This window comes from Brevibacillus nitrificans (assembly GCF_003710965.1).
GTDB lineage: Bacteria > Bacillota > Bacilli > Brevibacillales > Brevibacillaceae > Brevibacillus > Brevibacillus centrosporus.
This window is the reverse complement of sequence record NZ_RHHU01000011.1, coordinates 202,363-228,731: the sequence shown is the minus strand read 5'-3', so window position 1 is coordinate 228,731 and position 26,369 is coordinate 202,363. Positions and strand designations below refer to the sequence as shown.

Genomic DNA, 26,369 nt, shown 5'->3' with positions numbered 1-26,369 from the left:
AGAGATCACTTCCTCTTTTGTAGGTGTGACAATGCCAGAGAGCGTGAAGTGAGGACGAGCAGAAGGTGCTTATTCGTATGTGCAACATTATGAAAGCGGATACATGTAGGAGAACAGATATCCTGCCGCCAGTAGCAGCAGAAAGAGAGAGGGAGCTGTATGCCGTTAAGGTGTGAACAACTCGATTCGACCTTTTTCAAAGTGCACATCCATCTGCTTGATCACGTTCTCCGCATTGCCTGTTTGCAAGGCATTCAAAATGGCGATGTGCTCTTCGTGGGAGAGCAGCATGCGTGCAGGGTTCTTTTTCAGAATGGTATACGCTTGATAAAACATGCGCTCCCGAATATTAATCATGGTCTGGACAAACATGTCGTTGTCAGAGATGCCGACGAGAGAGCGGTGAAATTGCATATCGTGCTGAAGGTAGGTGTAGGTGTCTTCCTGATCGATCGCTTCTCGCTGTAAGGCCAGGTTTTCCTCCAGCTCAACGATGTTTTGCTTCGTAATCAATTGAGCGGCTTTCCGAATGGCAAACATTTCGATCGCCATGCGCATTTCAAATAGATCATGCGTCTCTTTCAGCGAGGGGCTGTGAAAGAAGACACCCTGGTTGGAGTAAATCTTCAATAGACCCTCCGCCTGCAGGCGCTGCAGAGCTTCCCGGATGGGAGTGCGGCTCATTTCGAACTCTTCCACGAGCTCATTTTCGGACGTATGATTCTTATCAGAATAATGACCAGTCAAAATTTTCTCTTTAAGTTTTTGATAGGCCACATCTTTCAAATACGTTTTTTTCATGGGTACATCCCTTTCTTGATACAGGTTGTATACAAGTTGTATTTGAATAGTAATGGAGGATCCTTCCACTTGTCAAACCATTTTTCTTTTAAAAAATCAGAAAATAAACGCTATTGACAATGTAGTTTATCCGGCCTTATCATTCGAAATACAGGTTGTATACAAGTTGTATTTTTCTGAAAACGGAGGTCTACGATATGTTTGTGATGAATCCGCGCGTCCAAGGTGTTACTCCAGAATTATGCGAGTTGTATCAAAAAGTATGTCCGTCTACGATCGGTCACATGACTGATTTTGGTTTTCTGAAAGGGCTTCAGCCACTCGCACGCCCTATCCGCTTTGTAGGCAATGCGGTTACGGTGCGCATTCCGCATATGGATTCTACCGCTGTCCACCGGGCGCTGGATTTTGTCCAGCCAGGGGATGTCATCGTGGTCGACATGTCAGGTGATGTGGAGCGTTCCTGCTGGGGCGGGATGGTGTCTTACGCTGCGAAGGCAAAGAAAGTGGCAGGCGTAGTCGTGGTCGGCTGCATCAATGATGTCCCTGAAATCCTGGAGATGGGCTTGCCGATCTTTTCGTTGGGTGTGAGTCCCATCACGACCCGGATATTAGGGATCGAGGGAGAGATCAATACTCCGATCAGCGTTTGCGGAGTCAGCGTCCATCCAGGCGATCTGGTGGTAGCGGATGACGACGGCGTCTTTGTCATCCATCCACAAAAGGCAGAGAGCTTCGGAAAGATCGCGCTGCAAAAACAGCACGCGGAAATCGAGATGAAGCAGAAAATCGATTCGGGTATCTCGCTGTCTACGCTGAGCGGGGCGATTGAGCATGCGAAGACGTCGAGCTAGCTTTCGAAGCCGCTACTTACAAAAAGATAAAATCAGTTATACTATTCAGTAAGGATGAGACCTACGTGAAAGGCGGAAAAAAGAGATGAAAGTAGCAATCGCGCAGCTTACTTCCACGATGGATAAAACAGAAAACCTGCAAAAGGCGGCAGCGTACATCGCGAAGGCGAAAGCGTCCGGGGCGGATTTCGTGATCCTGCCTGAGATGTATCTCGCACCCGCCACGCCGAAAACGGGTGTGACACCAGCACAGGTAGCCGAACCATTGGACGGACCGTTCGTGACCGGGCTGGCAAATGCGGCACGGGAGCAGGGTGTCTACGTCGTATGCGGAATCTACGAATCGATTCCAAACGATCCTGACCGTGCCTACAATACGACGGTGTTCCTCAACCGCTCCGGAGAACTGATTCATGCGTACCGCAAGACCCATCTGTACGATGCGTTTTCGTTCGTGGAGTCGGACGCCATCGCACCTGGAGACAATCCGTATCAGGTGGTTGAAACGGAGTTTGGCAAAATCGGGCTGATGGTATGCTACGAAGTGCGATTCCCCGAGATTGCCAGACAGTTTGCTCTGCAAGGGGCGGACATCCTGTTCGTACCTGCGGGCTGGGTAGCTGGCGCTATGAAGGAAGACCACTGGGAGACACTTGTACGCGCGCGCGCGATCGAGAACACGATGTTCGTCTGCGCAGCCGATCAGGTGGGGAATATTTTTGCAGGACGCAGCCTGATCGTGGATCCGATGGGGGTCGTTCTGGCGAGTGCCGGAGAGGAAGAAGCGCTCATCGTCGCCGAGCTTGACATGGACCGGATATCGCGCGTTCGCGGCAAATTGCCAAGCGTGGCTAACCGTCGTCCTGAATTTTATATCAATTAATCTCGTTTTGTACGGAAGGGGGCGTGAGCTGTAGCCCCCTTTTTTTGTACAGTAAGAATTTATAAGATTCTTAGCCAGTATACGTGCACCTAAGGCTCCACCGCAAAGCTTGGCGGAGCCAAGTTTTCTAACTGCCAAGAAACCGAAGCAATCTGAATCCGGTGATTGACACGGAGACGGGTTGCTTCCTTTTTGTCGAAATCGCTCCAAGCGGAGAGGGGGAGCGAGTAAAAATATTTCAAGGAAATATCAGGCATATGGCGGGAAAGACTGGGGTGGCTACGTGCTAAAATCCCCGGGGAAACCGGATGTTTCGGTGAACATCGGTAGTTTGGACAAGGGTGATATCATCAGTCTCACCGTGAAGTGGTAAAAGGACAAAGCTTTATAAATCAGCCCCGGTGTGTCAGTGATTACGCACTGGGGCAGGTTCGATTCTTATCGTCGTGTCGGTTGGCGCCAGTCAGATGCGGATGCCGTTTTTTGCGTGAAATCAGGCATGTACCCAAGAACATATCCGAAAGTTTTCAATATGATGGTAACAGATAACTATAATTTTTTACGGTCCTCATGTAAGCGTTACCATCATTTTGAAAGGGTGTGTGTCTTATGTTCTGGCTCGTATGGGTATTGGTCAGCTTGATCGTTTGGTGGGGCATGAACACGCTCATGACTGGAAAAGCAGGTGGAAATGGCTGGTTGGCCTCGCTGATCGTCGCTTTACTGGGTACTTGGCTGGGCGATCTCCTTTTGGGGAACTGGCTGTGGATGCTGGCTGGATTTAACGTCATTGCCGGAGCGATTGGCGGTATCGTGCTGGTCTGGCTCTGGAATCTCGTCAGCAAGCAATTGAAGTAACAAGAAGTGTGAGACCCAGGAATCGCCTCGTTTGCGATTCCTGGCTTTTTTGTGCGTAAAGAAAGGAATAGGAACGGATCAGACCACGAAAAGGCTTTGCGCAGCCAAGATTTTGTCGTGCGGGAATTAGCGGACAATTGGCAAAAAACCAAGTATCTAGGTATGTATTCAAAATCATACTTTACAAATCGGATTTATACGAATATAAATAGAGAATGAACCTTATACTTTAGAGAAAAAGAAAGTAAGGGAAATGGAGGAAGGAAGCATGTCTACGCTCTTGATTATCGTCAACATCTTTATTTTGCTATTATTCATTCTTGGCTTGTATGCCCTGCAAAAGAAGCATGTCTCGTTCTCGAAACGGGTATTTCTGGGTCTGGGAATCGGGATTGTGTTCGGTCTGGTTCTGCAATTCATTTACGGAGCCAAGTCAGATGTGTTAAAAACCAGTATCGACTGGTACAATATCGTCGGTAACGGCTATGTGAAGCTGCTGCAAATGATCGTGATGCCACTGGTCTTTATCTCCATCGTTTCCGCATTTACCAAATTGAAGCTATCGAACAACATCGGAAAAATCAGTTCGCTTATTTTGAGTATCCTGGTAGGTACCACTGCGATTGCCGCTGCCATCGGGATTGCCTCTACGCTGGCATTCGGCCTGGACGGCGCTCAGCTTCAGCAGGGCGATGCGGAAAAGGCAAGAATCGAACAGGTCGAACAAAAGCTGGGAGATGTACAAAACACGTCGCTGCCGCAAAAAGTCGTTTCCCTTTTGCCAGCCAACCCATTCCAAGACTTTACGGGTGAGCGTCCAACCTCGACTATAGCAGTCGTGATCTTTGCGGCTTTCATCGGTGCAGCGTTTTTGGGTATCAAGCGTAAAAATCCAGAACACGCAGAGCTGTTCTCCAAAATTGTCGACACTCTCCATGCGATCGTCATGAGGGTTGTGACTCTGATTCTTCGTTTAACTCCGTACGGGGTGCTCGCGATCATGACAAAAGTAACGGCTACCAGTGACTACAATGCGATCTGGCAGCTTGGAAAATTCGTGGTGGCATCCTATGTGGCTTTGATCGTTATGTTTATCGTCCACCTGCTGTTGTTGACATTTGCAGGCCTGAACCCGGTCACCTATGTGAAAAAGGCGTTCCCGGTACTCACGTTTGCCTTTACTTCCCGGACTAGTGCAGGTGCTTTGCCACTGAATGTCAAAACCCAAACACAAGACCTCGGTGTTCCAGAAGGAATCGCCAACTTCGCAGGATCGTTTGGACTGTCGATCGGGCAAAATGGCTGCGCAGGTACGTATCCAGCGATGCTGGCTGTCATGGTTGCACCGCTTGCCGGGATTGACCCGTTGACCCCATCGTTTATCCTGATGCTGGTTGCGGTTGTAGCTCTCAGCTCCTTTGGTGTAGCTGGTGTAGGGGGAGGAGCTACCTTTGCTGCCCTGCTGGTTCTGTCCTCGATGAATCTGCCGATCGCAATCGTAGGTTTGCTGATCTCCGTAGAACCGCTGATCGACATGGGACGCACAGCTCTCAACGTCAGCGGCAGCATGACGGCTGGCTTGCTTACGAGCAGAGCGACGAAGGACCTCGATACAACCATCTATAACGAGGTAAAAGAAACCTCGATTACAGCGTAAACCAACATAGAAAAGCTGCGCAGCTCGCTTCCTGAGCCGTGCAGCTTTTTCTATTTTGTAATTGTTCCTAGTATTTAAATAGTTACAAATTTGTGGCATGAATATGAACGATCGAGATTTACTGTTACTTAGATAAGCGCTAATATTTTTATATGCAAAACTAATGTTTTGTATATAAAACTAACTGGGAGGTGTTCTCGATGACAACAAATCATCCTAGCAAACTGCGCTGGTGGGGTGTCATCACGCTGCTCTTGATTGTAATCATTTCGTACGTCGACCGTATGAACGTGTCTGTCTTGATTACAAACAATGATTTTTTGGAGCACTTTGGCATCAAGGGAGATCGGGTAGCCCAGGGTGAGCTCATGTCTTTGTTCCTGATCGGATACGGGATTGCCGCTTTTTTCCTCAGTCCCTTGTACGAAACGTTTTTTGGCGTACGCAAAGGTTTGATCATCAGCATCCTGATCTGGGCGGTCATGACGGTCGTCTCACCTGTTGCAAGCTCGATCGGTCTCTTGCTGCTGATCCGTTTTATTCTTGGCGCGAGTGAAGGGCCGCTCTTTTCTTTGAAGACCATGTACATCAAAGACATGTTTGCGACGCATGAGCGTGGAAAGCCGAATGCGGTCAGCTCTATGGGCGTGTCGATCGGTTTGGCAGTGGGCTTCCCGATCGTTACCTACATCGTACTGCATTCACACTGGCAAGCGTCCTACTACATTCTCGGAATTCTAAATTTGATTATCGGATTGCCATTGATCCTGTTGTTCATACGGGAAACAAGCAAAAAAGGGAAAGCGCAAGCAAGTGGACACGCTGCCCCAAGCCTGAAGGAAACGTTCCGTCAGGCATTCCAAACGCCCGGACTGATCTGGATTTTGCTGATCGAGATCGCCACGCTCAGTTATTTGTGGGGCAGCAGCTCATGGCTGCCGGCTTATTTGCTCAACGAGCGCCACTTTTCTATCAAGGAAATGGGGGTTCTGGCGTCGCTGCCGTTTCTATTCAGTATCGGTTCAGGCTTTTTGGGCGGCTACATCATCGACCGCATTTCGCCGAAGCGTGTTTCCATGCTGTTTGTGGTGGGCGGTCTGGGTACGGCTATCAGCGTTTCAATCGCGATCTATGCAGCGAGTCCTGTCACCTCCGCGATTGGCTTGATCGTTGCCAACCTGTTTTGGGGGATTCAGGGACCTGCCATTCCGAGTATTGTCCAATATGCTTCTCCGGATAAGAGCGTGGGAAGTACGTACGGGATCGTAAACGGCGTTGGAAACCTCGTCTCAGCGCTCATGCCGACCGTTATGGGGGCAATGATTGCAGGGAATGGGGCAGAAAGCTTTTCAGCCGGCTTCTCTCTGCTGATTGGCACGCAGGTCTTAACCGTAATCTGTGCGATTGTGGCGTTGAAGGGAAACGTGTTTGCTCCGAAGAAAACGCAGGCCGTAGAACAGCAGTAACGGCTGCTTATCGCATGAAGTAAGAAAAAAACAAGCTGCACTGTCTATCGAGACGGTGCAGCTTGTTGCATGCTGTCCACTTATTGGACAACGGAAGTGAATTTGAAGTAAGCGCCACCCAGTGGGTAGATGATGAAGTCTTTGACCTTGTCGTTTTTCACGTAAGGGCTGCCGCGGAAGTTGATAGGAGCAAGCGGCATTTCATCCATGAGGATCGTTTCTGCTTCGAGCAGGATTTGTTTGCGTTTTTCCAGGTCAGACTCCTGGTAGCTCTTGTCGATCAGCTCTTTAAACTTCGGATTTTCCCAGTCTGGATGGTTGTTTCCGCCTGTTTTGTCTCGGAACATTTCCAGGAAGTTGATCGGGTCGTTAAAGTCGGCACCCCATTGGAAGCGGATCATGTCAAAGTTGGCTTGGGAACGCATGTCACGGTACACTTTCAGCTCAGCTGTGTAGAGCTTCACTTGGACGCCGAGCACTTTTTTCCATTGGTCTTGCAGCGCTTCTGCGACTTTTTTGTTCACGTCTGTGGTGTCAAACGTATACGTCACTTCTGGGAACGTAGTCAGTCCCAGCTCTTTCATACCTTCTGCGAGAAGCTGTTTCGCTTTTTCGGCATCTTCTTTAAAGTATCCATCCGGCTTCAGGCCCATAGAGGTAGGTACCCAGCCATAAGCTGCCGGCACGCCTGTTTGCAGGATATTGTCGATGATTTCCTGACGGTTGATGGCATAGGAGAAAGCTTGTCTGATCTTTTTGTTGTTGAAAGGCGGCTTCGTGGTGTTAAAGACGACCGATTGTGTACCAGGGTTGTCTGCGACCATCAGCTTGCCTTGATCCTTGATCGATTGGATGGCATCAGCCGGAAGTGTGGAGGCAGGGTAGCCGCCCCAGTCGACTTCGCCGTTTTCAAACATGGAGAATGCGGTGTTGTTATCGTCAATCATGACAATCTCGAGGCGATCGAGCTTCACGTTGTCTTTATCCCAGTAGGTAGGACTCTTGGTGAAGACAATTTTGCTCTTGTGCTCCCAGGACTCCATGTTGAAAGGACCGTTGGAGACGATCGTCTTGGCTTCTGCCGCCCAGTTTGGATTGCCCTCGACTGTCTTTTGGTGCAGCGGGAACAAGGTCGGGAAGAAGGTCAGCTCACGGAAAAAAGGCGTAGGTGCTTTCAGATCGAACTGGACGGTGTAATCATCCAAAGCTTTCACACCGATATCCTCTGCTTTGCCTTTTCCGGTGTTGAACTCTTCGCCGCCTTTGATGTAGTACAGCTGATAAGCGTACTCGGATGCCGTTTTGGGATCGAGATTTCGTTTAATCGCATAAACGAAGTCGTTTGCTGTTACAGGATCGCCGTTGTTCCATTTCGCGTCCTTGCGAATTTTAAAGGTAAACTGAGTGAAGGTATCATTGTTGGTAAAGCTCTCTGCGGTTGCGTTGGTCAGCTGACCGTTCAGATCGTAGTTGGTCAAGCCCTCGAAGGCAGCGTAGATCATGTCAAACGAATCCGCGTCCACTGCGATGCCTGGGTCCATGGAAGGCGGCTCGCTGTTAATGCTCCAGTGCAACACCATCGGTTCTGTCTTTTTATCCTCGGTCTGTGCTGCTGGTGCGGGCGTGGATGATGCTGGCGAAGATGATTGCGACGAGTTGGAACAGCCTGCGAGTACCCCGCCTAACAGCAGGGACAGGCATGTTGCCAGTGCAATACCCTTTTTCATAGTGATCCCCCTTGAAAAGAAAATAAACAGATATAAACTAGAGTATTGTTTTATCGCGCTAAAGGCAATTCCAAAAAATAATTGATTGAAAAAAGTCTGTTAATTCAGTCGATTGCCGTCGAATTTTGGGAGAGTACTACGTAGGATGTGTAAAATTTGATATAGTAGTAAGAACAAAGAAAATCCAGATGAATCAGGAGTAATCGCCCATATGTATAGAATTGGTGTGGTGGGGCCGCCTCCATCTGTGGAGCGGATTTTGGCAGTTGCGAATGAGTTTGAGCACGGCATCGAATTTGTCCCATTCGTGTATGAGGATGCCAAATCGGTGAGCAGTATCGTATCTGAACATAGCCGCGAGTTCAACGGCTGGTTTTTCTCAGGACCGATCCCGTATACCATTGCCAAAAATGCGTTGAGCCCGGAAGCCAACATCGTGTATTGCCCGCCGACCGGGTCCAATCTGTACCGTTGCTTTATCCAAATGTCGGTGGATCGCAACGAGATCGTGAAGCGGGTATCCGTCGACATGATTGAGTCGGAAGGCATTTACTTGCAGGAGTCGCTAGGTGAGCTGGATATCCCTGACGAGGACAAGCATTTGATGACCTATGACGAAAATTACGATGCGCAAAAGATCACGCAGTTTCACCTCGACCTTTGGCGGGCAGGGAAAACCCAGGGCGCCTTTACGACGCTTTTTTCCGTAGAGCGTGCGCTGCAAAAGGAAGGCATCCCGGTCTATCGGGTGCTGATGACCAAAATGGAGATCCGCCAAGCGATGAAAATCGTGATCGAAAAGGCAAAAAGCTCGTATTTTAAAGATACGCAGATCGGCGTAGAAATCATCGAGCTGGAGCAGATGGACAAGATTGCAGAGCGAGCCAAGACGAGGTTTCACCTCCAGCATTTGGAGCTGAAGATCAGGCAGATCCTGCTGCTTTTGTGCGAGAAGCTGGACGGGTCGCTTCTGGCGAACGGAAATGGTCGTTATCAGATTTTTAGTACGCGCGGCGCGATTCAACGGGAAATCGATATCCTCCGTAATACCGTGCAACAGCTGTCGCTGGAAGCAGATGTCCCGGTTGCTGTCGGGGTAGGCTTTGGGGAGACAGCCTTTTCTGCGGAAAACAATGCCAGAAAAGCGATTCAGCACGCGAAAGAACGACCGGAGTTCGGGATCGTCATCGTTCAGGATGATGGCGTCATTGTGGAGTCGGTCGGCGAGTCCGATCAGTTGAGCTACTCCTATCGTTCCAATGACAAGGACCTCCTGGAAAAGCTGAACAAAGCCAATGTCAGCGTGAAAACCTATCACAAGATTGAAGCACTGGTGCAGAGGATGGGCTGGACGACCTTTACGACTACAGATATCGCGATGTATTTGTCGATGACGATGCGCAATGCCCAGCGAATCATGGGGAGCTTGTGCGAGTATGATCTGGCTGAGCTAAAGGGAGAAGAGCAGCAAGCGATGCGGGGTAGGCCGAAAAAAATGTATAGGTTGAAAAAGTGAGGAAACACTCGATTCTATCGGGTGTTTTTTTTGTATAGCAACATGGCCATAGTGAGGAGAAGCAGATTTCCGATCTGCGCTCCGGCCAACACCCTGCGAGCTTATTCGGTTTCTAGCCACCTGTTTTGGATGTTAATCATGGGGAAAGCTCATTCTCTCATCCCGCGCTTTTCTTCCAGCAAATTGTATGTGGAAGCTTTTGTATTTTGCAAGAAGTCAAACAATTGTATTGAAAAATATTAAATCAAGCTATATAATCCAATTAAGCGAAATTGTCTTTTTATATTCGTATAATGCGAAAACGTCGACATCATGTGAAAGGAGTACATGCTTACCAAAAGCTGAGTCCAAATTGAAAGGGCTTTCAATTTGGCGGTTTCAAGACTGATCAATCACTCAGTGTCACTTACAAAAAGAGAATAGAATCAAGAAATACAGCCCAAGGGGGATTGCTCTATGAGTGCGCAACCAGTAAACATGAACCAACATGAGCAACAGTCAGGTGGAGTCGGACTAATCAAATGGGTAGAACGTGTAGGGAACAAGCTGCCGAATCCATTTATGCTCTTCCTTTACTTAATTGCTATTTTGATGGTGATCACCGCGCTATTGTCGTTTTTTCATGTAACGGCGATTGATCCGATAAAGAATGAGGAAGTTGCAGTGAAAAACCTGCTGAGCCAAGAGGGACTACAATGGCTGCTTCCCAATATCATTAAAAACTTCTCTGGATTCTTGCCGCTTGGCTCCATTTTGACTCTGATGCTCGGGGTCGGACTTGCAGAGAAGGTTGGTCTTTTGGAAGCGGTTATCCGCAAAATGTCTTTGCGAGTGAGTGCCCGGTATGCGAGTTATCTGGTAGCTTTCATCGCGTTTTTCAGCCACGTTTCCTCTGACGCTGCATTCGTTATTATGCCGCCACTGGGAGCTTTGATCTTCCTGGCTGTTGGCCGCCACCCGGTAGCCGGTTTGCTCGCTGCGATCGCAGGGGTTGGTTCCGGTTTTTCTGCGAACATCCTGATTGTGACCACCGACGTGTTGCTCTCCGGTATCAGCTCAGAGATTTCCAAATCCGTTGATCCGAATGTAACCGTCAGCGTTTTGGACAACTGGTTCTTCATGTCCGCTTCTGTCATTTTGCTGTCCGCGGCTATCGGTTTCATTACAGACAAGTTTGTCGAACCAAAGCTGGGTGTTTACAAAGGTGATAAAGGTAAAGGACTTCAAGACTTGTCCGATTTGCAAAAGAAAGGCCTGCGTGCAGCTGGTGTCGCAGCACTGGTCTTCATCGTAATCATGGCAGCGTTGGTTGTACCTGCAAACGGTCTGCTCCGCGATCCTAAGCTGGGTACTGTCGTTCCTTCTCCGTTTATCTCGGGGATCGTGCCTGTTATTCTGTTGTTCTTCTTCACCGTAGCGATCACTTATGGTATCCGCGTAGGCGTGATCAAAAAGCAAAACGATATTCCTGCATTGCTGACAGATCCAATCAAGGGCATGGCTGGCTTCATCGTCATGGTGTTCCCGCTGTCGCAATTCGTGGCGATGTTCAACTGGAGCAACATGGGTAGCTTCCTGGCATTGTCCATTACAGACGTGCTGGAGAAAATGAACATGACCGGTGCACCTGTCTTTATTGGCCTGATGTTTTTGTCCGCGTTCCTCTGCATGTTTATCGCCAGTGGTTCTGCGATCTGGTCTCTCTTGGCGCCGGTGTTCGTTCCGATGTTCATGGCTTTGGGCTTCCACCCTGCATTCGCGCAAATTGCATTCCGGGTAGCCGACTCTTCCGTGATTCCGTTCGCGATCGTGTCGCCGTTTATCCCGCTGTTCCTGGGCTTCTTGCAGGAATACAAAAAAGACGCCAAGCTGGGTACCTATTATTCCTTGATTTTGCCTTACCCGATCGCGATCTTCATCCTTTGGACTTTGATGCTGATCGTTTGGTATTTCGTAGGCTTGCCTATCGGACCTGGGGTATATCCTCATCTCTAAGCTTGAGATTTGCCCCAGAGATAACAGGAGGTATGAGAGATGTTAGATCTGGTTTCACTGCGAAGAGATTTTCACATGCATCCGGAAGTTGGCTTTACAGAGTTTCGCACGGCTACAAAAGTCGTAGAAATTTTGACTTCCCTCGGCTATGAAGTGATTTTTGGACAAGACGCGCTGGACGGGCCTTCTCGCAGAGGCCTGCCCGCGCAGGCAGTGTTGGAAGAAGCATACGAGCGTGCCCTGCGCGACGGTGCGAACCCCGCTATTGCCGAAAAAATGCGTGGCGGCTTCACCGCTGTGATCGGCGTGAAAAAAGGGAAAGCAGATGGCCCAACGGTCGCTTTCCGCTTCGATATGGATGCTTTGCCCGTATTGGAGAGCAAAGACGCGGATCATTTTCCGCAGGCAAACGGCTTCCGCTCGCAATATGAAGGAAACATGCACGCTTGTGCCCATGATGGACATACCACCATTGGTTTGGGACTGGCGGAAAAGCTCGCAGATGGCAACTTTTCCGGTACTGTCAAACTGATTTTCCAACCGGCCGAGGAAGGTGTGCGTGGTGCCTACTCGATCGTACAAAAAGGAATGGTAGATGATGTCGACTACATCTTCTGTCACCATCTGGGCGTAAATGTGCCACTGGGTGAAGTGCATGGCGGCTCGCACGGCCTTTTGGCTACGACCAAAATGCTGGCACACTTCCATGGCGTATCCTCACATGCCGGAGCATCTCCTGAGCACGGGAAAAATGCCCTGTTGGGAGCAGCCACTGCTTTGCTCAACATTCATGCGATCACACGTTTTAGCTCAGCTGCCACACGGGTCAATGTAGGGGTGCTGGAAGGCGGAACCGCGGCAAATATTATTCCAGCCTACGCGAAGATGATCGTCGAGACTCGCTCCGAGTCAGAGGAAGTCAACGCAGAGGTGGAAAAACGCGTACGCAACATCATCGCAAGCGCTGCGGCGATGCATGAGCTGGACCATGAAATTGAAGTGATCGGGGGAGCCATTCCGATCAACTACGACGACGAAATGGCGGATCTGGCACTGGAAGAGGCTAGACAAGTCGAAGGGTTCCACTCCTTTAAAAAAGGCGAGTACAACGCGATGGGCAGTGAGGATGCAAGCTTCCTGATCAAGCGAGTTCAAGATCGCGGAGGCAAAGGAACCTACATGTCGATTGGGACAGATATTCCTGCTCCTCACCATCATCCGAAGTTCGACATCCAGGAAGAGATTCTTCCGCGCGCTGTCGAGCTGCTCACTCGTATTGCGAAACGGCTTCTTACGTAAAGAAACCCTTCTATTAGACACACTCGCCAAACCTTACAGCAAATAGAGAGGATGTTTCTACATGCATACACAACGGATTGCAGATATGGTCGAAAGCAAAAGAGAGTCGTTTATCAAAGTAGCGGACCGCATCTGGGAATTTGCGGAGACGCGCTTTGAAGAGTACCAATCGGCAGAACTGCTCGCGAGCACCCTGGAGAGCGAAGGGTTTACCGTAGAGAGAGGCGTCGGCGGGATCAAGACGGCTTTTATCGGAAGCTTCGGAAGCGGCAGCCCGGTTGTGGCGATTTTGGGAGAATTCGATGCCCTCTCCGGCATGAGCCAAAAGAAAGGGATTGCCAAGCAGGAAGCCGAGGTGCCAGGAGCAAACGGACACGGCTGCGGGCACAACCTCCTCGGTACCGCTTCCCTGGCTGCTGCCGTAGCGGTCAAGCAATACATGGAAGAAAACAACATCAAAGGTACCGTCCGCTACTACGGCTGCCCAGGTGAAGAGGGCGGCTCCGGGAAGACTTTCATGGCGCGTGCCGGATTGTTTGACGATGTAGACTTTGCCCTTTGCTGGCATCCGATGGGCTACAACAGCATCATGGCGATGGACTCCTTGGCGAACTATCAGGTCTACTTCAAGTTCAAAGGGAAAAGCTCCCATGCGGCTGCAAGCCCCCATCTCGGACGCAGCGCTTTAGATGCGGTCGAACTGATGAACGTCGGTGTGAACTACCTGCGCGAGCATATTATTCCGGAAGCACGCGTGCACTATGCGATCACGAATTCGGGCGGACTTTCTCCAAACGTTGTGCAGCCGAATGCGGAAGTGCTCTACCTGGTGCGCGCACCAATCGTCGATCAAGTACAGGAGATCTACGAGCGGGTATGCAAAATCGCTCAGGGTGCAGCCCTCATGACCGAAACTGAAGTGGAAATTGTGTTCGACAAGGCCTGCTCGAACCTGATTCAAAACAAGACCGTGGAACAGGTCATGTACCGCAACTTCCAAGAGCTCGGTGTTCCGGTTCACGATGAGCAGGAGCTGGAGCTGGCAAAAGCGGTGCGTGCTACTTTGAGCGAACAAGAGCACCGCACTTCTGAAGTACAAACACCAGGGGGCCCTGACGTGGATATGGTGACCTGGCTGAATGAGTACGATGGAACCAAACGTCCATTGAACGGTTCTACAGACGTAGGGGACGTGAGCTGGATCACGCCAACCGCCCAATGCACGACAGCTTGCTATATCAACGGCTCCTCGCTTCACTCCTGGCAGTGGGTCACGCTGGGTGCGACATCCATCGCGCATAAAGGGATGCTGCATGCAGGGAAAGTCATGGCGTCCACAGCGATTGACATGCTGAACAACCCTGAGCTGATTGAAAAAGCCAAAGCGGAGCTGAAAGATCGCCTGGGCAATTCCGCATATGTGAATCCGATTCCAGAAGGCGTCATGCCATCTGTCAAGAAATAAGCGCTTCTAGTCAACAAAACAGCAAGCTCTTCCCAAGCCGGCGGTTCCGAATGAAAGGAATCGTCGGCTTTTTCTGTCTCAACATAGAAGAGATAGGGTGAAGCAGGTTACCGCTCTGCGCTCTAGCCAACACCCTGTCCCATGATCAATTTTACACATCTTCCACACGCCATCCATTCAGACTTAACATGCCTCTGCTAGAGTGAGGATATAGTCCGCAGGGAGAGGTGGCGTGGGAGGATGGACGTACGGATCGAACAGGCAGAGCGGGAGGATTTCTCCGAGATGATCCAGCTGGCGGATTTGACGCTGCCAGATCGAATGAACCTGCATGAATTGAAGAAGTACATCGAACTGTTTCCCGAACTCATTTTCAAGGCAACACACGAAGGGCGCTTAATCGGCTTTGGTTGTGCCGGAATCGATATGTACCAGACGACGGGCTGGCTTTTGTTCAGCAATGTGCACCAGGAGTATCAGGGAAGAGGCATCGGCAAGAAGCTGGTGGAAGCGCGTTTGCAGGCTCTGCGCCAACACCCTACCCTTCAGCGTGTTCTCGTCACCGTCAGCGAAACGAATGTCAAATCCATCCGTGCCTTAGAAGCATTCGGCTTTGCACTCGCGAAAAAGGAAGAGGATTACTATGGGACCGGCAAGCAGCGCAATATTATGGAGCTGCCGTTGCTGGCCATGCCAAAGCTTGCGGATAAAGAGGCGGGAGTGGCTGCGAACCCTCTATTGTAAAAAGGGAGAAGAAAAACGTCCGTGTCTCCCTGGAAATGGTCGCGCGATGGTAGAAGACTCTTGGAATGCATCCTGGGTAAATCCGGAACCCTCAAGAGAGGAAGAACAATAGGGCATAGGAAGCGACTCTTCGTATACGCAAAGAGTCGTTTTTTTATTTGGAAAGGAAAAGAAAAATGAGAAAATTAGAAATTTAAGGATTGAATTGAAAGCGCTCACCATTTATACTGAGGTCATTGAAACGTTTCATTCAAAAAATTCGGCAGAATATCGTAGTAAAGACAAGCGGAATAGGAGTTTTTCCTATATTTTTTTGATGAATATTGAAACGTTTCACTACATGCTGAGATGAGTTCAGAAAAACGGCTGAGAAAAATGAAAAAAGACGAAAAACGAGTGTGATCAGTAAAAAAAGCGTGATCAATCCTGCTGTTTTTATGTGTATGTTCTAATTTGATGGGGACATTTTTTATGTTCTCCAGTGAAACGTTTCATTTGTTGGAGAGAAACTCTGCATGACCAGTAAAAAGCATGGAGGGGATTGTATGAGCCAAGCAGTAAATCGGATGAAAAAATTCCTGAATGATCCGGAACAAGTCGTGGATGAAATGCTGGAGGGGTTGCTTCTCGCTCATTCAGACCAGCTGAAGAGTGTGCGCAGCGACAATCGTGCACTGGTTCGAGCAAAAGGCCCCAGCAATGGAAAGGTCGCCATTGCGACAGGCGGGGGCTCAGGGCATTTGCCGCTGTTCCTGGGCTATGTCGGGCCGGGAATGCTGGACGGTGTCGCTGTAGGAAATATATTTGCTTCGCCTAGCGCAAGGCAGATGCTGGATGTCACCCGTGCAATAAACGGTGGTGCTGGCGTGCTGTACATATACGGCAATTACGGCGGCGATGTCATGAACTTTGATATGGCGGCTGAGCTCGCCGGAATGGAGGACATTCGGGTAGAGACTGTAGTGGCTACTGATGATGTGGCCTCCATGCCGAAAGGAAACGAGGCAGGACGCCGTGGTGTCGCGGGAATGTTTTACCTCTACAAGCTGGCTGGAGCAAAGGCGGAGCAGATGGCTTCCCTCGAGGAAGTGAAGCGAATCGCTGAAAAGGCAAATGCCAACGTTCGTACCATGGGAGTGGCGCTGACTCCGTGCATCCTTCCGGCGGTGGGGCATCCGACGTTTACAATCGGTGAGGGAGAGATGGAAATCGGGATGGGCATTCATGGGGAGCCTGGCATTCATCGCGGGACGATTGAGACCGCAGATGAGGTAGCAAAATCCCTCGTGTCTACCATTTTGCAGGACTTGCCGATCGAAGCGGGCGCTGAAGTCTCCGTACTGATCAACGGCTTGGGAGCAACGCCATTGGAAGAGCTGTATGTCATCTATCGCTCGGTTCACAGGCTGCTGGCAGAGAAGGGGATTCACATTCACAGGCCTTATATTGGAGAGTTTGCCACCTCGATGGAAATGGCAGGTTTGTCGGTCTCCCTTTTGAAGCTGGATGATGAACTGCGCGAGTTGCTCGATGCTCCCTATCAGACTCCGTTCCACGTACAGAAATAAAGAGAGAGGAGAGAGCGGCGTGAGAGAAGCCCTCGGGTTTGAGGATGTTCAGGCCATCTTGCAGGCAGTCGGCAAGAGGATGGATGAGAACAAAGACTTTCTTTGTCAATTGGATGGTGCACTGGGAGACGGAGATATCGGGCTGACCATGTCTAACGGCTTTCGTGCGGTGAATGACCAGCTGCGTACCTTTGCAGGGGACGACATCGGAAAGGCATTGATGAGCGCTGCGTTGGAGATGGGGGAAGCTGTAGCTTCCACGATGGGAACCCTGATGTCATCTGCCCTGTTCCGAGCGGGCAAAGCCATTCAGGGTAAAACAGAGCTTACCGCGGTTGACGTCATCGCTCTTTTTCAGGCGATCGCTCAAGGCTTGAAGGAACGGGGGAAGGCGAATGTCGGAGATAAGACGATTTTAGATTCGCTTGTTCCGGCTGTCGATGCGATGGAGGCGGCACATAGCGAGGGCAAATCTTTGGGGGAAATCCTGCTGGTCGCATCCGAAGCGGCAGACAAAGGCGCCAAGGACACGATTGAGCTGCAATCCAGACACGGCAGAGCAGCCAGGTATCTGGAGCGTTCGATAGGCCATCAGGACCCCGGCGCGGCTGTGGGAGCTCTCCTGGTTAAAGGTTTTTCTGATGGCGTCACAGCCCGGCTCGGCAGCGTGGAATAGGCACGTACGAGAATTAGACGAAGAAGAGGAGATGACGTTATGAAGCATTTATACGGTGTCACGACAGCGATGGTTACCCCGTTTGGTGAGGATGGTCAGGTGGATCATGATTGGATGAGGGACTTGACGGAGTTCTTGATCTCCAAAGGAGTTCACTGCCTCTATCCATTGGGAACAACAGGTGAAATGCTCCGTTTGTCGGTGCAGGAGAGAAAAAAGGTCGCGGAAACGGTCGTGAAAGCGGCAGCAAATCGAGTCACCGTATTTATCCATGTCGGGGCGATGAATCAGGAAGATACGATCGAGCTGGCCAGACATGCGCATGAAATCGGAGCAGATGGTGTCGGTGTGGTAACCCCCGTGTTCTTCGGTGCGTCAGACAAAGAGCTGGAAGAGTACTTTGTAGCCGTCGCATCCAGTGTCCCTGCCGATTTTCCTGTGTATCTCTACAACATCCCGCAATGTGCGGCAAACGATCTCAAGAGTGATGTCGTCCAGAGAATCGCGAGTCGCTGCAAAAATGTGATCGGGATTAAGTACAGCTACCCGGACATGCTCAGAACGAACGAGTACCTGGCCGTCAATCAAGGCACCTTTTCGGTATCGCATGGGACAGATCGCTTGTTCTTGGCTGGGCTGGCAATGGGATGTGAAGGAACGGTATCGGGCGTATCTTGCGTGTACCCTGAGCCCTTCGTAGCACTCTACCAAGCTTTCCAAGAAAACGACCTGCAAAAGGCAAGAGAGCTGCAGCGAATCGCCATCCAGTATTGTGAAACACTGAAAAATGGCAGCAACATGGCCTATTTCAAGGCAGCGCTGCGAATGAGAGGCATCGAGGTAGGACGAATGAGAGAGCCGCAGCTGGACCTGTCCGCAGAAGAGAAAGCGGCCTTGCAAGCGCGTCTGCATCAGCTCGATGAAGCCTCGAAAGAAGTCGTCTACCAGTCGTAGAACATCTGCGACAGACTGTCCCTACACTAGCGATGGTACCGTCTCTTCCCTTTGGAATCGATAACGCAGATTGCCTCCTTTGCCCCAGGGTCGCTGTATTTCCGTTTCGGACAGCGGATGCTATAATGGCTGTGAAACGTTTTACTATGTTTTGGAGGTATCGATGAAAAAGGTCACGATTAAAGACGTAGCAAAACATGCCGGGGTATCGATTGGTACTGTTTCAAAAGTGTTGAATGACAAAGGATATGTAAGCAGCGGGATATACAGCCGGGTAACCGAAGCGATTTCGGAGCTGAACTATCAGGTCAATGCCAATGCGCGCAGCCTGAAAGCATCCAAGACAAACAAGGTTGGGGTCATCGTACAGGACATTTCCAATCCGTACATGATGTCGATCGCCAAAACCATCGAAGATAAGATCCGTCCCAGCCATTATCACATGCTGGTCATGAGCCACAATGAAGATCCCCATACCGAGCGCGAGCTGCTGCAGCTGATTTTGGAACAGCGAGTGGATGGACTGGTTTTGGTTCCTACGAGCGGAAATGCCGATATGATTCAGAAAGTTCTGGACCATAAGATTCCGGTCATCCTGGTTGATCGCAAGGTAGAGGGGATTACCACGGATTATATTGTCGATGACAACTATTACGGGTCATACGAATCCATCGCCTACCTTCATTCTTTGGGGCATAGACGGATCGGGGTTATCTACGGTACGACGAACAGCTCGATAGGAAAAGAGCGTTACGAGGGTGCTGTGGATGCACTCAAGCACTTTGCGTGCTCCAATGATGAGGCGCTATTGGTGTCGGGGAAATTCAAAGCGGAGGACGCTTACAAGGCGACCATCGAGCTGTTATTTTTGCCAGACCCGCCGACCGCCATCTACTGCTGCAACAACACCATGACGGTAGGCATGCTAAAAGCCATTCAGGAACAAGCCTGGCGCTTTCCTGAGGACATTTCCATCATTTCTTACGGAGATGTGAATCAATGGGAGTTGATTCAGCCTCCTTTGACGCTGATGACCCAGCCGCTCAAGAGAATCGGAGTAGAGGCAGCGATTATCCTCAAGAACCGCCTGACGATGGAGGAGCCGTTTCCACCCAAGCAAATCGTAATCAAGCCGGAACTTCTAGTGCGCGCATCCTGTGCCAGACGCTCAGAAGGGGAATAGGGAAGCGGCGCGCCATTCGCCTCGATTTGACGAGCGGGATGCCGGGTGATTTGAAAGCGTTTTCGGAAAGAGGTACACGTAACCCAATAAGGATGTGGTTTGATGAAAAGGCAAAATGCGGGAGTATGGGTCGGGGGCATCGTGGTTCTTTTTGCCTTGGTAATCTTTATCCAATCGTTTTCCCTGAAGTACTACACCAAGTTCGGACCTGGACCAGGGCTGTTTCCCATATGGCTCAGCGGAATTCTCCTGTTGATCGGTATCGCCTACATATGGCACTCCTTCAAAAAAGAAGTGATTACCTGGGCCGACATTTTACCGAAAGGGCGGGAAATGGGGAACGTTTTGTCCGTCATCGTTGCTGTGGCCATTTTCATGATCATTGTCAATGTGACGGGGTTTATTATTGCCAGTACGGTTCTTCTCTTCATCCTTTTGCGCCGGGAGTATAAATGGTACACAGGCTTGGGAATCTCCTCAGGAGTATCCATCGTGCTGTTCCTTGTTTTTAAGTCATTTTTTACGATTCCACTGCCTGTTAACATGTTTGGCTGGTAAGGAGGGGGAAGATGGAAGCACTAGGACAACTGATCGGTGGATTTGAGACAGCCTTCACCTGGTGGAACCTCTTGTATTGCCTGATTGGGGTTACGGTCGGGATGCTGGTAGGGGTTCTGCCGGGACTCGGCCCAACGACGGGTACGGCTTTATTAATCCCCATGACATTTGGAATGGAGCCGGTATCGGCCATCATCATGCTGTCAGGTATTTACTACGGCTCGATGTACGGAGGCACAATCACCTCCGTTTTGATTAACACACCAGGCGAAGCAGCGTCCGTCATTACCTGTCTCGATGGTCATCCTCTGGCGAAGCAGGGAAGAGCGGGTGTCGCCTTGGGTGTCGCGGGGATCGGATCCTTTATTGGAGGGACGATCTCGATTATCGGCCTTGCCTTTATCGGTCCTGCATTGGCGGAATTGGCGCTCAAGTTTGGGCCGCCGGAATTTTTTGCCCTCATGATATTCGGCTTGATCATGGTGATCGGTCTGATGGGCAGATCCTTGATCCGTGGCTTGATCGCTGCTTTTATCGGCTTGATTTTGTCCCTGATCGGCATGGATCCCGTTTCGGGCGCTGTCCGCTTTACATTTGGCGAAGCACACTTGATGAACGGTCTGGATCTCGTCACGGTAGCGATGGGCTTGTTCGGGCTCTCCGAAATCCTGTTTGGTATGGAAAATCTGCAAAAGCTGGATAAGCCGGGGAAAGTAAAAGGTCTCCTTCCACGCAAGGAAGAGTGGAGACCGACGCTGAATGCGATCGGGAGAGGAACCGGACTGGGATTTTTCGTCGGGCTGATCCCGGGCTCCAATTCGGTGATACCAGCGATTCTATCCTACACGTTGGAGAAAAGAATCGCCAAGGACCCTTCCCGCTTTGGGAAAGGTGCCATCGAAGGAGTGGCGGGGCCGGAAACAGCGAACAACTCGTACTGCGGCGCTGCGTTAATCCCTTTGTTTACGCTGGGAATCCCCAGCTCCCCTACTATCGCGATTATTCTCGGAGCATTCATCATGCATGGATTGACGCCGGGACCGACACTCTTTCAAAACAACCCGGATTTTGTATGGGCCATCATCGCGAGCATGTTTATCGGGAACCTCATTCTCTTGATCATGAACCTCCCGATGGCAGGCATGTGGGCAAAAATCGCAGCGGTGCCGCCTAAGCTGCTGTATCCGCTCATCCTCATCATTTCGATCATCGGCGCTTATACGGTTAGCAACAGCTTGTGGGACGTTGGCGTTATGTTTGTGTTCGGGATCGCAGGCTATATCATGAAAAAACTAGACATCCCGATGGCACCGATCGTATTGACCTTTGTGCTCAGCAAGCTGATGGAAAACTCTTTGCTCCAGTCGATCAAGATGTTCGATGGCAATGTCCTGCAATTGTTCGCGCGGCCGATCTCCGGCACGCTGCTCGTGCTGTCGCTTATCGTTCTGTGCTTGAGCGTCATTGCGGAAGTGAAGAAAAAGAAAGCGGGATTCGCGTCAGATGTGGAAATGTAGTTCTACAGTGCAGACTTGCGCTTTGCAGCTGTGGCGTATGAAAGTAGAAAACAACACCAATGGGAGGGTCTAGGGATGAAAAAGATTGCATGGGGTCTGATCGGGTTGTCAATCGCTTTCCTGGTAGGATGCAGCTCACAAGGGGGGCAAGCCGGGGGACAAAGCGGACAGGCAGAGGCGAAAAAATATCCAGAGAAAGAAATCACGCTCGTCGTTCCATACGCACCTGGAGGAGCATCTGACAGCACAGCACGCATCATCGCAAAGAACATGGAGGAAAAGCTGAAAGTACCGATTGTAACGGTGAACAAGACAGGGGGAACGGGTGGAGTAGGCATGACCTTTGTCCAGTCCAGCCCGAATGATGGATACACGTTTGGCTATGTACCGGTAGAGATGACCATGCATAAAGCACTGGGGCTGTCTGAGCTTGAGCCAAGTAAGTTCGACCTGCTCGGCCAGGCGACGATGATCCCAGCAGCGATAACGGTTCCTGCTGACGCCCCATACAACACCATCGAGGAATTTGTAGAGTATGCCAAACAGAATCAAGGCAAGATCAAGGTAGGCAATTCGGGAGTAGGCTCCATTTGGCATATTGCTTCTACTGCTTTTGCCAATAAAGCGGGCGTGCAGTTCACCGATATTCCGTTCGACGGTGCCGCACCAGCCGTGACAGCGTTGATGGGGAATCATGTCGATGCGGTAGCGGTAAGTCTGGGAGAAGTGAAGAGTGGCGTGGAAGCAAAGAAGCTGAAGGTGCTCGCAGTCATGAGTGCAGAGCGTGACAAAAACTTTCCGGATATCCCGACCTTGAAGGAAAAGGGTTTTGATGTCGAAGTAGTAGGGTGGGGCGGTTTTGTCCTGCCGAAAGGGACATCGGATGACTTCAAGAAAGTATTGGCAGATGCTTTGAAGGAAGCGGTCGAATCCGATGATTTCAAGAAGTTCGCGAATGAGCGGGGAATGTCGGCCGTGTACAAATCCCCAGAAGACTTTACGACATTTGCAGAACAGCAATTCAAATTCTTCTCTGACTTTATTCCGACCTTAGATCTGAAATAACAGGAAGGCCTGTGTGAAAGGAAATCACACAGGCCTTTTTCTTTTGCTTACTGTCCGATGATCACGCGCTCTTTCGGATGATGATAGCGAACGATCCGCTCTTTTCGCTTCAGGAACAGCAGCAGATTGATAATGCCGATCCGACCGATGACCATCATGAAGATCAAAATGATTTTGCCGCCAGGACCGATATGCGATGTGATCCCGGTCGACAGACCTGTCGTACCAAAGGCAGAACAGACCTCGAACAGGACGTGCTGGAAAGGAAGGTCCTCCAGCCAGACCAGCAGCATCACGGCGGTGAAGACGAGAATGATCGCCACGAAGAAGACCATGAACGAGCGCATGATGTCATCCTCCACGAGCTCTCTCCCGAACACCTTCACGTCTTTAAACCCGCGCATATTGGCGAATACCGTTGCGATCAGGACAAAAAAGGTGGTTGTCCGAATCCCGCCGCCCACGCTGCTTGGGGATGCTCCGATAAACATCATCCCGGACAGCATGATCAGCGTAGGGGTGGAGAGCAGGCTGATGTCCATGGTAGCCAAACCGCCGCTTCGCGAAGAGACCGAGTGGAACAAGGAGTAGAACAGGACCTGATCCCACGTCTGACCTTGTAAAAAGGCGGTGCGCTCAAATAGGTAGATGAGCAGAGCGCCAGCGACGATGAGGGAAAAGAAGGTCAGTGTCGTGATTTTGGTAAACAGTGTAAAGGTAAAGCGCTGCTTCGCCCGGCGATACGACAGGTAGCTTCTCAGCTCCACCAGCACCGGAAACCCGATCGCTCCGCAGATGATCAGGATCATGACGATCGCCTGAAAGATGTAGTCATGGGTAAAGTTCATCATGGAGTTGCCGTACAAATCAAAGCCGGCATTTGTAAAGGCGCTGACTGAAGCAAAATAGCCGTGGTAGAAAGCGGTGTACCAATCCGTGTAATAGCCGGCGATCAGAAAGTGAGTGCCCAGCAGAATCGTACCGACAATCTCAATCATGAGCGCGATGACGAGGATGTTGCGCATCAGATCGACCAGGCCGGACAACGTGGAGCGGTTGTGGTCGGTCGCGATCCAGATGCGCTGCTCAAGCCCGATTTTTTGACCCAGCAGCAGCCAGAAAAAGGTCCCGAGTGTCATGATCCCGATCCCGCCGACCTGAAAGAGAAGCGTCAAGAACAGCTGGCCCCATTCGTTGAAGACTTCGTGAATCGTGATGACCGTAAGCCCTGTCACGCTGATGGCGCTTGTAGCCGTGAAGAGCGAATCGATAATGGAAATCGAAGCTCCCGGGTTATGAAAGAATGGCAGCATCAACAAAACCGTGGAAATCAGAATGAGTCCCACGTAAAAAAAGACAATGATCTGCACAGATGTCAAACGACGCTTTTGAGATGATGATAGCAAAACGAACGTCCCCCTGGTTCATACTCATAAGGGTAATCATACCAGAAAAAGCATGCAAGCAAAAACAGGCGGGAAGAAGACCTGCTCAGCTGTGGGGATACAGGTAAAATCAGGCGTTGACAATGCTGCGAGAAGAATGATAAAGTTCAGAATGTATCAAATTGGAAATCAAACTACATTTTCTCGAAAGGTGGGGTTGTCATGATTTGGATGAATGTTTCTTGCACACAAAACTGCATACATGGCGTAACCACACCTGCTGGGCGAGTTGTGTAGATTTTTGTACGCACATGCACATATAGGCGTCGGTTACTTGTCTTCGTAACCGGCGCTTTTCTATTTACATAGAGGAAAAGGCAGATCGCTTACGGGCGTTCTGCCTTTTTTTGTACAGATTGTTCAGGAGAGGAGCTGACAGCGGATGTTTTCCGTTTTGACGAAGCTGAATTGGTTTTTTCGCGAGCATAGAAAGCAGTATATCATCGCGATTTCGCTGTTGATATTGGGAGGGATCCTTGAGGTTGTTCCGCCCAAGATCGTGGGAATCGCCATCGACGAGCTTCAGATGGGGACGATGACGGCAGAGCGATTGGGACAGATTGTGATAGGTTATGCAGCTCTGGCTATCTTTCTTTATTTGGTGAACCTCGTATGGGTGAACAAACTTTTCGGAGGTGCCTATCTGGCAGAGCGCTCGCTTCGCTCCAAGCTGATGACTCACTTTTTGAGGATGACTCCGACCTTTTACCAGAAAAATCGAACCGGGGACCTGATGGCTCGGGCCACAAACGACCTCAAGGCGGTGTCGATGACGACGGGCTTCGGTATTTTGACGCTGGTGGACTCCGCGAGCTTTACCTCTGTCATCATTTTGACGATGGGCTTTTTCGTCAGCTGGAAGCTTACGCTGGCGTCCATCTTGCCGCTTCCATTCATGGCGTATGCGATCCATCGCTACGGAAAGAAGATTCACGAACGATTCTCGATGGCCCAGGATGCGTTTGGCGAGCTGAACGATCAAGTGCTGGAATCGGTTGCCGGCGTTCGCGTAGTTCGTGCCTATGTACAGGAGACGGCAGATGAAAAGCGCTTCCGCACGAAGACCAAAGAAGTCTATGAAAAAAACATCGCGGTAGCGAAAGTCGATTCCCTCATCGAGCCTACCGTCAAAATTTTGGTCGGTATTTGTTACATGATCGGACTGATTTACGGGGGATACCTCGTCTTTCATCAGGAGCTGACCTTGGGGGAGCTGATCTCCTTCAACGTCTACCTGGGGATGCTCATCTGGCCCATGTTTGCGATCGGCGAGCTGATCAACATCATGCAGCGGGGAAGTGCCTCGCTCGACCGGGTGAACGAGACGTTGGCGTATCCCGCAGACGTGACGGATCATGCACAGCCCGTTTCGCCACAGAGTCCGGAGACCATCTGCTTTGATCGCGTCACCTTCCGCTATCCTTCTGCGCATGTGGAGTCGCTCAGGGAAGTCTCCTTTACGCTGCAACGGGGGCAAACCCTGGGGATCGTGGGGAGGACCGGGAGCGGCAAGACGACGCTGGTACGACAGCTGCTGCGAGAGTTTCCGCTTGGTACCGGGTCTATTTCGATTGCGGGAACGCCAGTGGAAAGAATACCGCTCGATCAGCTCAAACGCTGGATTGGCTATGTCCCTCAGGAGCAGATCCTGTTCTCCAAAACGGTCCGGGAAAATGTGCTGCTCGGTAAAAAGGAAGGTACGGAGGAAGAACTGCAGGAGGCGCTGCGCTTGGCAGCCTTTGCAAAGGACGTGCAATTTTTGCCGGGCGGAGTAGAAACACTCGTCGGCGAAAGAGGAGTGGCACTGTCTGGCGGGCAAAAGCAGCGCGTATCGATCGCCCGAGCGCTGCTGGTTCAGCCTGAAATCCTGATACTCGATGACGCCATGTCGGCCGTTGACGGAAAGACGGAGGCGGAGATGATCGCCAATATCCGCAGGGAGCGCTCGGGCAAGACTACGCTGATTACGACGCATCGCCTGTCCGCGGTAAAGCATGCGGATCGGATTCTGGTGCTCGAAGACGGGAAAATCGTCGAGGAAGGCACACACGAGCAGCTGATCGAGCTGGGCGGGTGGTACAAGGAACAGTACGTGCTTCAACAGATGGAGGCACAACTGACGGAAGGCGAGTGATTGC

The 26,369-nt window shown here is 50.6% G+C and carries 21 protein-coding genes; 18 read left to right on the top strand and 3 right to left on the bottom strand.

Annotated features, from left to right (window positions below; translation table 11 throughout):
* Positions 1–165: 165 nt before the first annotated feature.
* Positions 166–801, bottom strand: coding sequence for a GntR family transcriptional regulator (locus EDM59_RS19090; RefSeq protein ID WP_122925072.1), 636 nt, complete (start codon positions 799–801; stop codon positions 166–168).
* A gap of 197 nt (positions 802–998) precedes the next feature.
* On the opposite strand from EDM59_RS19090, the gene EDM59_RS19085 reads away from it, so the two are divergent.
* From EDM59_RS19085 to EDM59_RS19065, 5 genes are all read left to right on the top strand, one after another.
* Positions 999–1,655: an RraA family protein gene (locus EDM59_RS19085; protein WP_122925071.1), complete on the top strand. Its 657-nt coding sequence runs from the start codon at positions 999–1,001 to the stop codon at positions 1,653–1,655.
* Between the two features lie 85 nt (positions 1,656–1,740).
* Positions 1,741–2,538, top strand: coding sequence for a carbon-nitrogen hydrolase family protein (locus EDM59_RS19080; RefSeq protein ID WP_122925070.1), 798 nt, complete (start codon positions 1,741–1,743; stop codon positions 2,536–2,538).
* A 609-nt stretch (positions 2,539–3,147) separates the two neighbouring features.
* On the top strand, positions 3,148–3,396 hold the full coding sequence (locus tag EDM59_RS19075; protein WP_092267216.1) for a hypothetical protein: 249 nt from the start codon (positions 3,148–3,150) through the stop codon (positions 3,394–3,396).
* Positions 3,397–3,664: 268 nt separating this feature from the next.
* A complete protein-coding gene (locus EDM59_RS19070) occupies positions 3,665–5,053 on the top strand; it encodes an L-cystine transporter (protein WP_122925069.1) in 1,389 nt (462 codons plus the stop codon).
* Between the two features lie 200 nt (positions 5,054–5,253).
* Positions 5,254–6,519, top strand: a complete 1,266-nt coding sequence (locus EDM59_RS19065; protein ID WP_122925068.1) for an MFS transporter — start codon at positions 5,254–5,256, stop codon at positions 6,517–6,519.
* An 80-nt stretch (positions 6,520–6,599) separates the two neighbouring features.
* Here the strand turns inward: EDM59_RS19065 and EDM59_RS19060 are convergent, their stop codons facing one another.
* Positions 6,600–8,246 (bottom strand): peptide ABC transporter substrate-binding protein, encoded by a 1,647-nt coding sequence (locus tag EDM59_RS19060; RefSeq protein WP_122925067.1) that lies wholly within the window; start codon positions 8,244–8,246, stop codon positions 6,600–6,602.
* 211 nt (positions 8,247–8,457) lie between these two features.
* Between EDM59_RS19060 and EDM59_RS19055 the strand changes: the two genes are divergently transcribed.
* From EDM59_RS19055 to EDM59_RS19000, 12 genes are all read left to right on the top strand, one after another.
* Entirely contained in the window at positions 8,458–9,762 is a 1,305-nt protein-coding gene (locus tag EDM59_RS19055; protein WP_122925066.1) for a hypothetical protein, read from the top strand.
* A gap of 477 nt (positions 9,763–10,239) precedes the next feature.
* On the top strand, positions 10,240–11,757 hold the full coding sequence (locus EDM59_RS19050; RefSeq protein ID WP_183192964.1) for an AbgT family transporter: 1,518 nt from the start codon (positions 10,240–10,242) through the stop codon (positions 11,755–11,757).
* A gap of 39 nt (positions 11,758–11,796) precedes the next feature.
* Positions 11,797–13,056, top strand: coding sequence for an amidohydrolase (locus tag EDM59_RS19045; RefSeq protein WP_122925064.1), 1,260 nt, complete (start codon positions 11,797–11,799; stop codon positions 13,054–13,056).
* A gap of 61 nt (positions 13,057–13,117) precedes the next feature.
* Positions 13,118–14,521, top strand: coding sequence for a M20 family metallopeptidase (locus tag EDM59_RS19040; protein WP_122925063.1), 1,404 nt, complete (start codon positions 13,118–13,120; stop codon positions 14,519–14,521).
* Positions 14,522–14,761: 240 nt separating this feature from the next.
* Positions 14,762–15,265, top strand: a complete 504-nt coding sequence (locus EDM59_RS19035; RefSeq protein ID WP_092267202.1) for a GNAT family N-acetyltransferase — start codon at positions 14,762–14,764, stop codon at positions 15,263–15,265.
* 566 nt (positions 15,266–15,831) lie between these two features.
* Entirely contained in the window at positions 15,832–16,833 is a 1,002-nt protein-coding gene (locus EDM59_RS19030) for a dihydroxyacetone kinase subunit DhaK (protein ID WP_122925216.1), read from the top strand.
* A gap of 19 nt (positions 16,834–16,852) precedes the next feature.
* Positions 16,853–17,509 (top strand): dihydroxyacetone kinase subunit DhaL, encoded by a 657-nt coding sequence (gene dhaL / locus EDM59_RS19025; protein WP_122925062.1) that lies wholly within the window; start codon positions 16,853–16,855, stop codon positions 17,507–17,509.
* A 39-nt stretch (positions 17,510–17,548) separates the two neighbouring features.
* A complete protein-coding gene (locus tag EDM59_RS19020; RefSeq protein WP_122925061.1) occupies positions 17,549–18,463 on the top strand; it encodes a dihydrodipicolinate synthase family protein in 915 nt (304 codons plus the stop codon).
* A 163-nt stretch (positions 18,464–18,626) separates the two neighbouring features.
* Entirely contained in the window at positions 18,627–19,646 is a 1,020-nt protein-coding gene (locus tag EDM59_RS19015; protein ID WP_092267197.1) for a LacI family DNA-binding transcriptional regulator, read from the top strand.
* Between the two features lie 102 nt (positions 19,647–19,748).
* A complete protein-coding gene (locus tag EDM59_RS19010) occupies positions 19,749–20,204 on the top strand; it encodes a tripartite tricarboxylate transporter TctB family protein (protein WP_122925060.1) in 456 nt (151 codons plus the stop codon).
* Between the two features lie 11 nt (positions 20,205–20,215).
* Positions 20,216–21,721 (top strand): tripartite tricarboxylate transporter permease, encoded by a 1,506-nt coding sequence (locus EDM59_RS19005; RefSeq protein ID WP_092267193.1) that lies wholly within the window; start codon positions 20,216–20,218, stop codon positions 21,719–21,721.
* Positions 21,722–21,796: 75 nt separating this feature from the next.
* A complete protein-coding gene (locus tag EDM59_RS19000) occupies positions 21,797–22,786 on the top strand; it encodes a tripartite tricarboxylate transporter substrate binding protein (protein ID WP_122925059.1) in 990 nt (329 codons plus the stop codon).
* 47 nt (positions 22,787–22,833) lie between these two features.
* On the opposite strand, the gene EDM59_RS18995 is transcribed toward EDM59_RS19000, so the two are convergent.
* Positions 22,834–24,192 carry a TrkH family potassium uptake protein gene (locus EDM59_RS18995; protein WP_122925058.1) on the bottom strand — a complete coding sequence of 453 codons (1,359 nt, stop codon included), beginning with the start codon at positions 24,190–24,192 and terminating at the stop codon, positions 22,834–22,836.
* Positions 24,193–24,613: 421 nt separating this feature from the next.
* Here EDM59_RS18995 and EDM59_RS18990 point away from each other — a divergent pair, with 421 nt between their 5' ends.
* Positions 24,614–26,365, top strand: a complete 1,752-nt coding sequence (locus EDM59_RS18990) for an ABC transporter ATP-binding protein (protein WP_122925057.1) — start codon at positions 24,614–24,616, stop codon at positions 26,363–26,365.
* Positions 26,366–26,369 lie beyond the last annotated feature (4 nt).

Coding starts and splice junctions, on each gene's coding strand:
- EDM59_RS19090 (WP_122925072.1), bottom strand. CDS start 801: ATGAAAAAAACGTATTTGAAAGATGTGGCCTATCAAAAACTTAAAGAG.
- EDM59_RS19085 (WP_122925071.1), top strand. CDS start 999: ATGTTTGTGATGAATCCGCGCGTCCAAGGTGTTACTCCAGAATTATGC.
- EDM59_RS19080 (WP_122925070.1), top strand. CDS start 1,741: ATGAAAGTAGCAATCGCGCAGCTTACTTCCACGATGGATAAAACAGAA.
- EDM59_RS19075 (WP_092267216.1), top strand. CDS start 3,148: ATGTTCTGGCTCGTATGGGTATTGGTCAGCTTGATCGTTTGGTGGGGC.
- EDM59_RS19070 (WP_122925069.1), top strand. CDS start 3,665: ATGTCTACGCTCTTGATTATCGTCAACATCTTTATTTTGCTATTATTC.
- EDM59_RS19065 (WP_122925068.1), top strand. CDS start 5,254: ATGACAACAAATCATCCTAGCAAACTGCGCTGGTGGGGTGTCATCACG.
- EDM59_RS19060 (WP_122925067.1), bottom strand. CDS start 8,246: ATGAAAAAGGGTATTGCACTGGCAACATGCCTGTCCCTGCTGTTAGGC.
- EDM59_RS19055 (WP_122925066.1), top strand. CDS start 8,458: ATGTATAGAATTGGTGTGGTGGGGCCGCCTCCATCTGTGGAGCGGATT.
- EDM59_RS19050 (WP_183192964.1), top strand. CDS start 10,240: ATGAACCAACATGAGCAACAGTCAGGTGGAGTCGGACTAATCAAATGG.
- EDM59_RS19045 (WP_122925064.1), top strand. CDS start 11,797: ATGTTAGATCTGGTTTCACTGCGAAGAGATTTTCACATGCATCCGGAA.
- EDM59_RS19040 (WP_122925063.1), top strand. CDS start 13,118: ATGCATACACAACGGATTGCAGATATGGTCGAAAGCAAAAGAGAGTCG.
- EDM59_RS19035 (WP_092267202.1), top strand. CDS start 14,762: ATGGACGTACGGATCGAACAGGCAGAGCGGGAGGATTTCTCCGAGATG.
- EDM59_RS19030 (WP_122925216.1), top strand. CDS start 15,832: ATGAAAAAATTCCTGAATGATCCGGAACAAGTCGTGGATGAAATGCTG.
- EDM59_RS19020 (WP_122925061.1), top strand. CDS start 17,549: ATGAAGCATTTATACGGTGTCACGACAGCGATGGTTACCCCGTTTGGT.
- EDM59_RS19015 (WP_092267197.1), top strand. CDS start 18,627: ATGAAAAAGGTCACGATTAAAGACGTAGCAAAACATGCCGGGGTATCG.
- EDM59_RS19010 (WP_122925060.1), top strand. CDS start 19,749: ATGAAAAGGCAAAATGCGGGAGTATGGGTCGGGGGCATCGTGGTTCTT.
- EDM59_RS19005 (WP_092267193.1), top strand. CDS start 20,216: ATGGAAGCACTAGGACAACTGATCGGTGGATTTGAGACAGCCTTCACC.
- EDM59_RS19000 (WP_122925059.1), top strand. CDS start 21,797: ATGAAAAAGATTGCATGGGGTCTGATCGGGTTGTCAATCGCTTTCCTG.
- EDM59_RS18990 (WP_122925057.1), top strand. CDS start 24,614: ATGTTTTCCGTTTTGACGAAGCTGAATTGGTTTTTTCGCGAGCATAGA.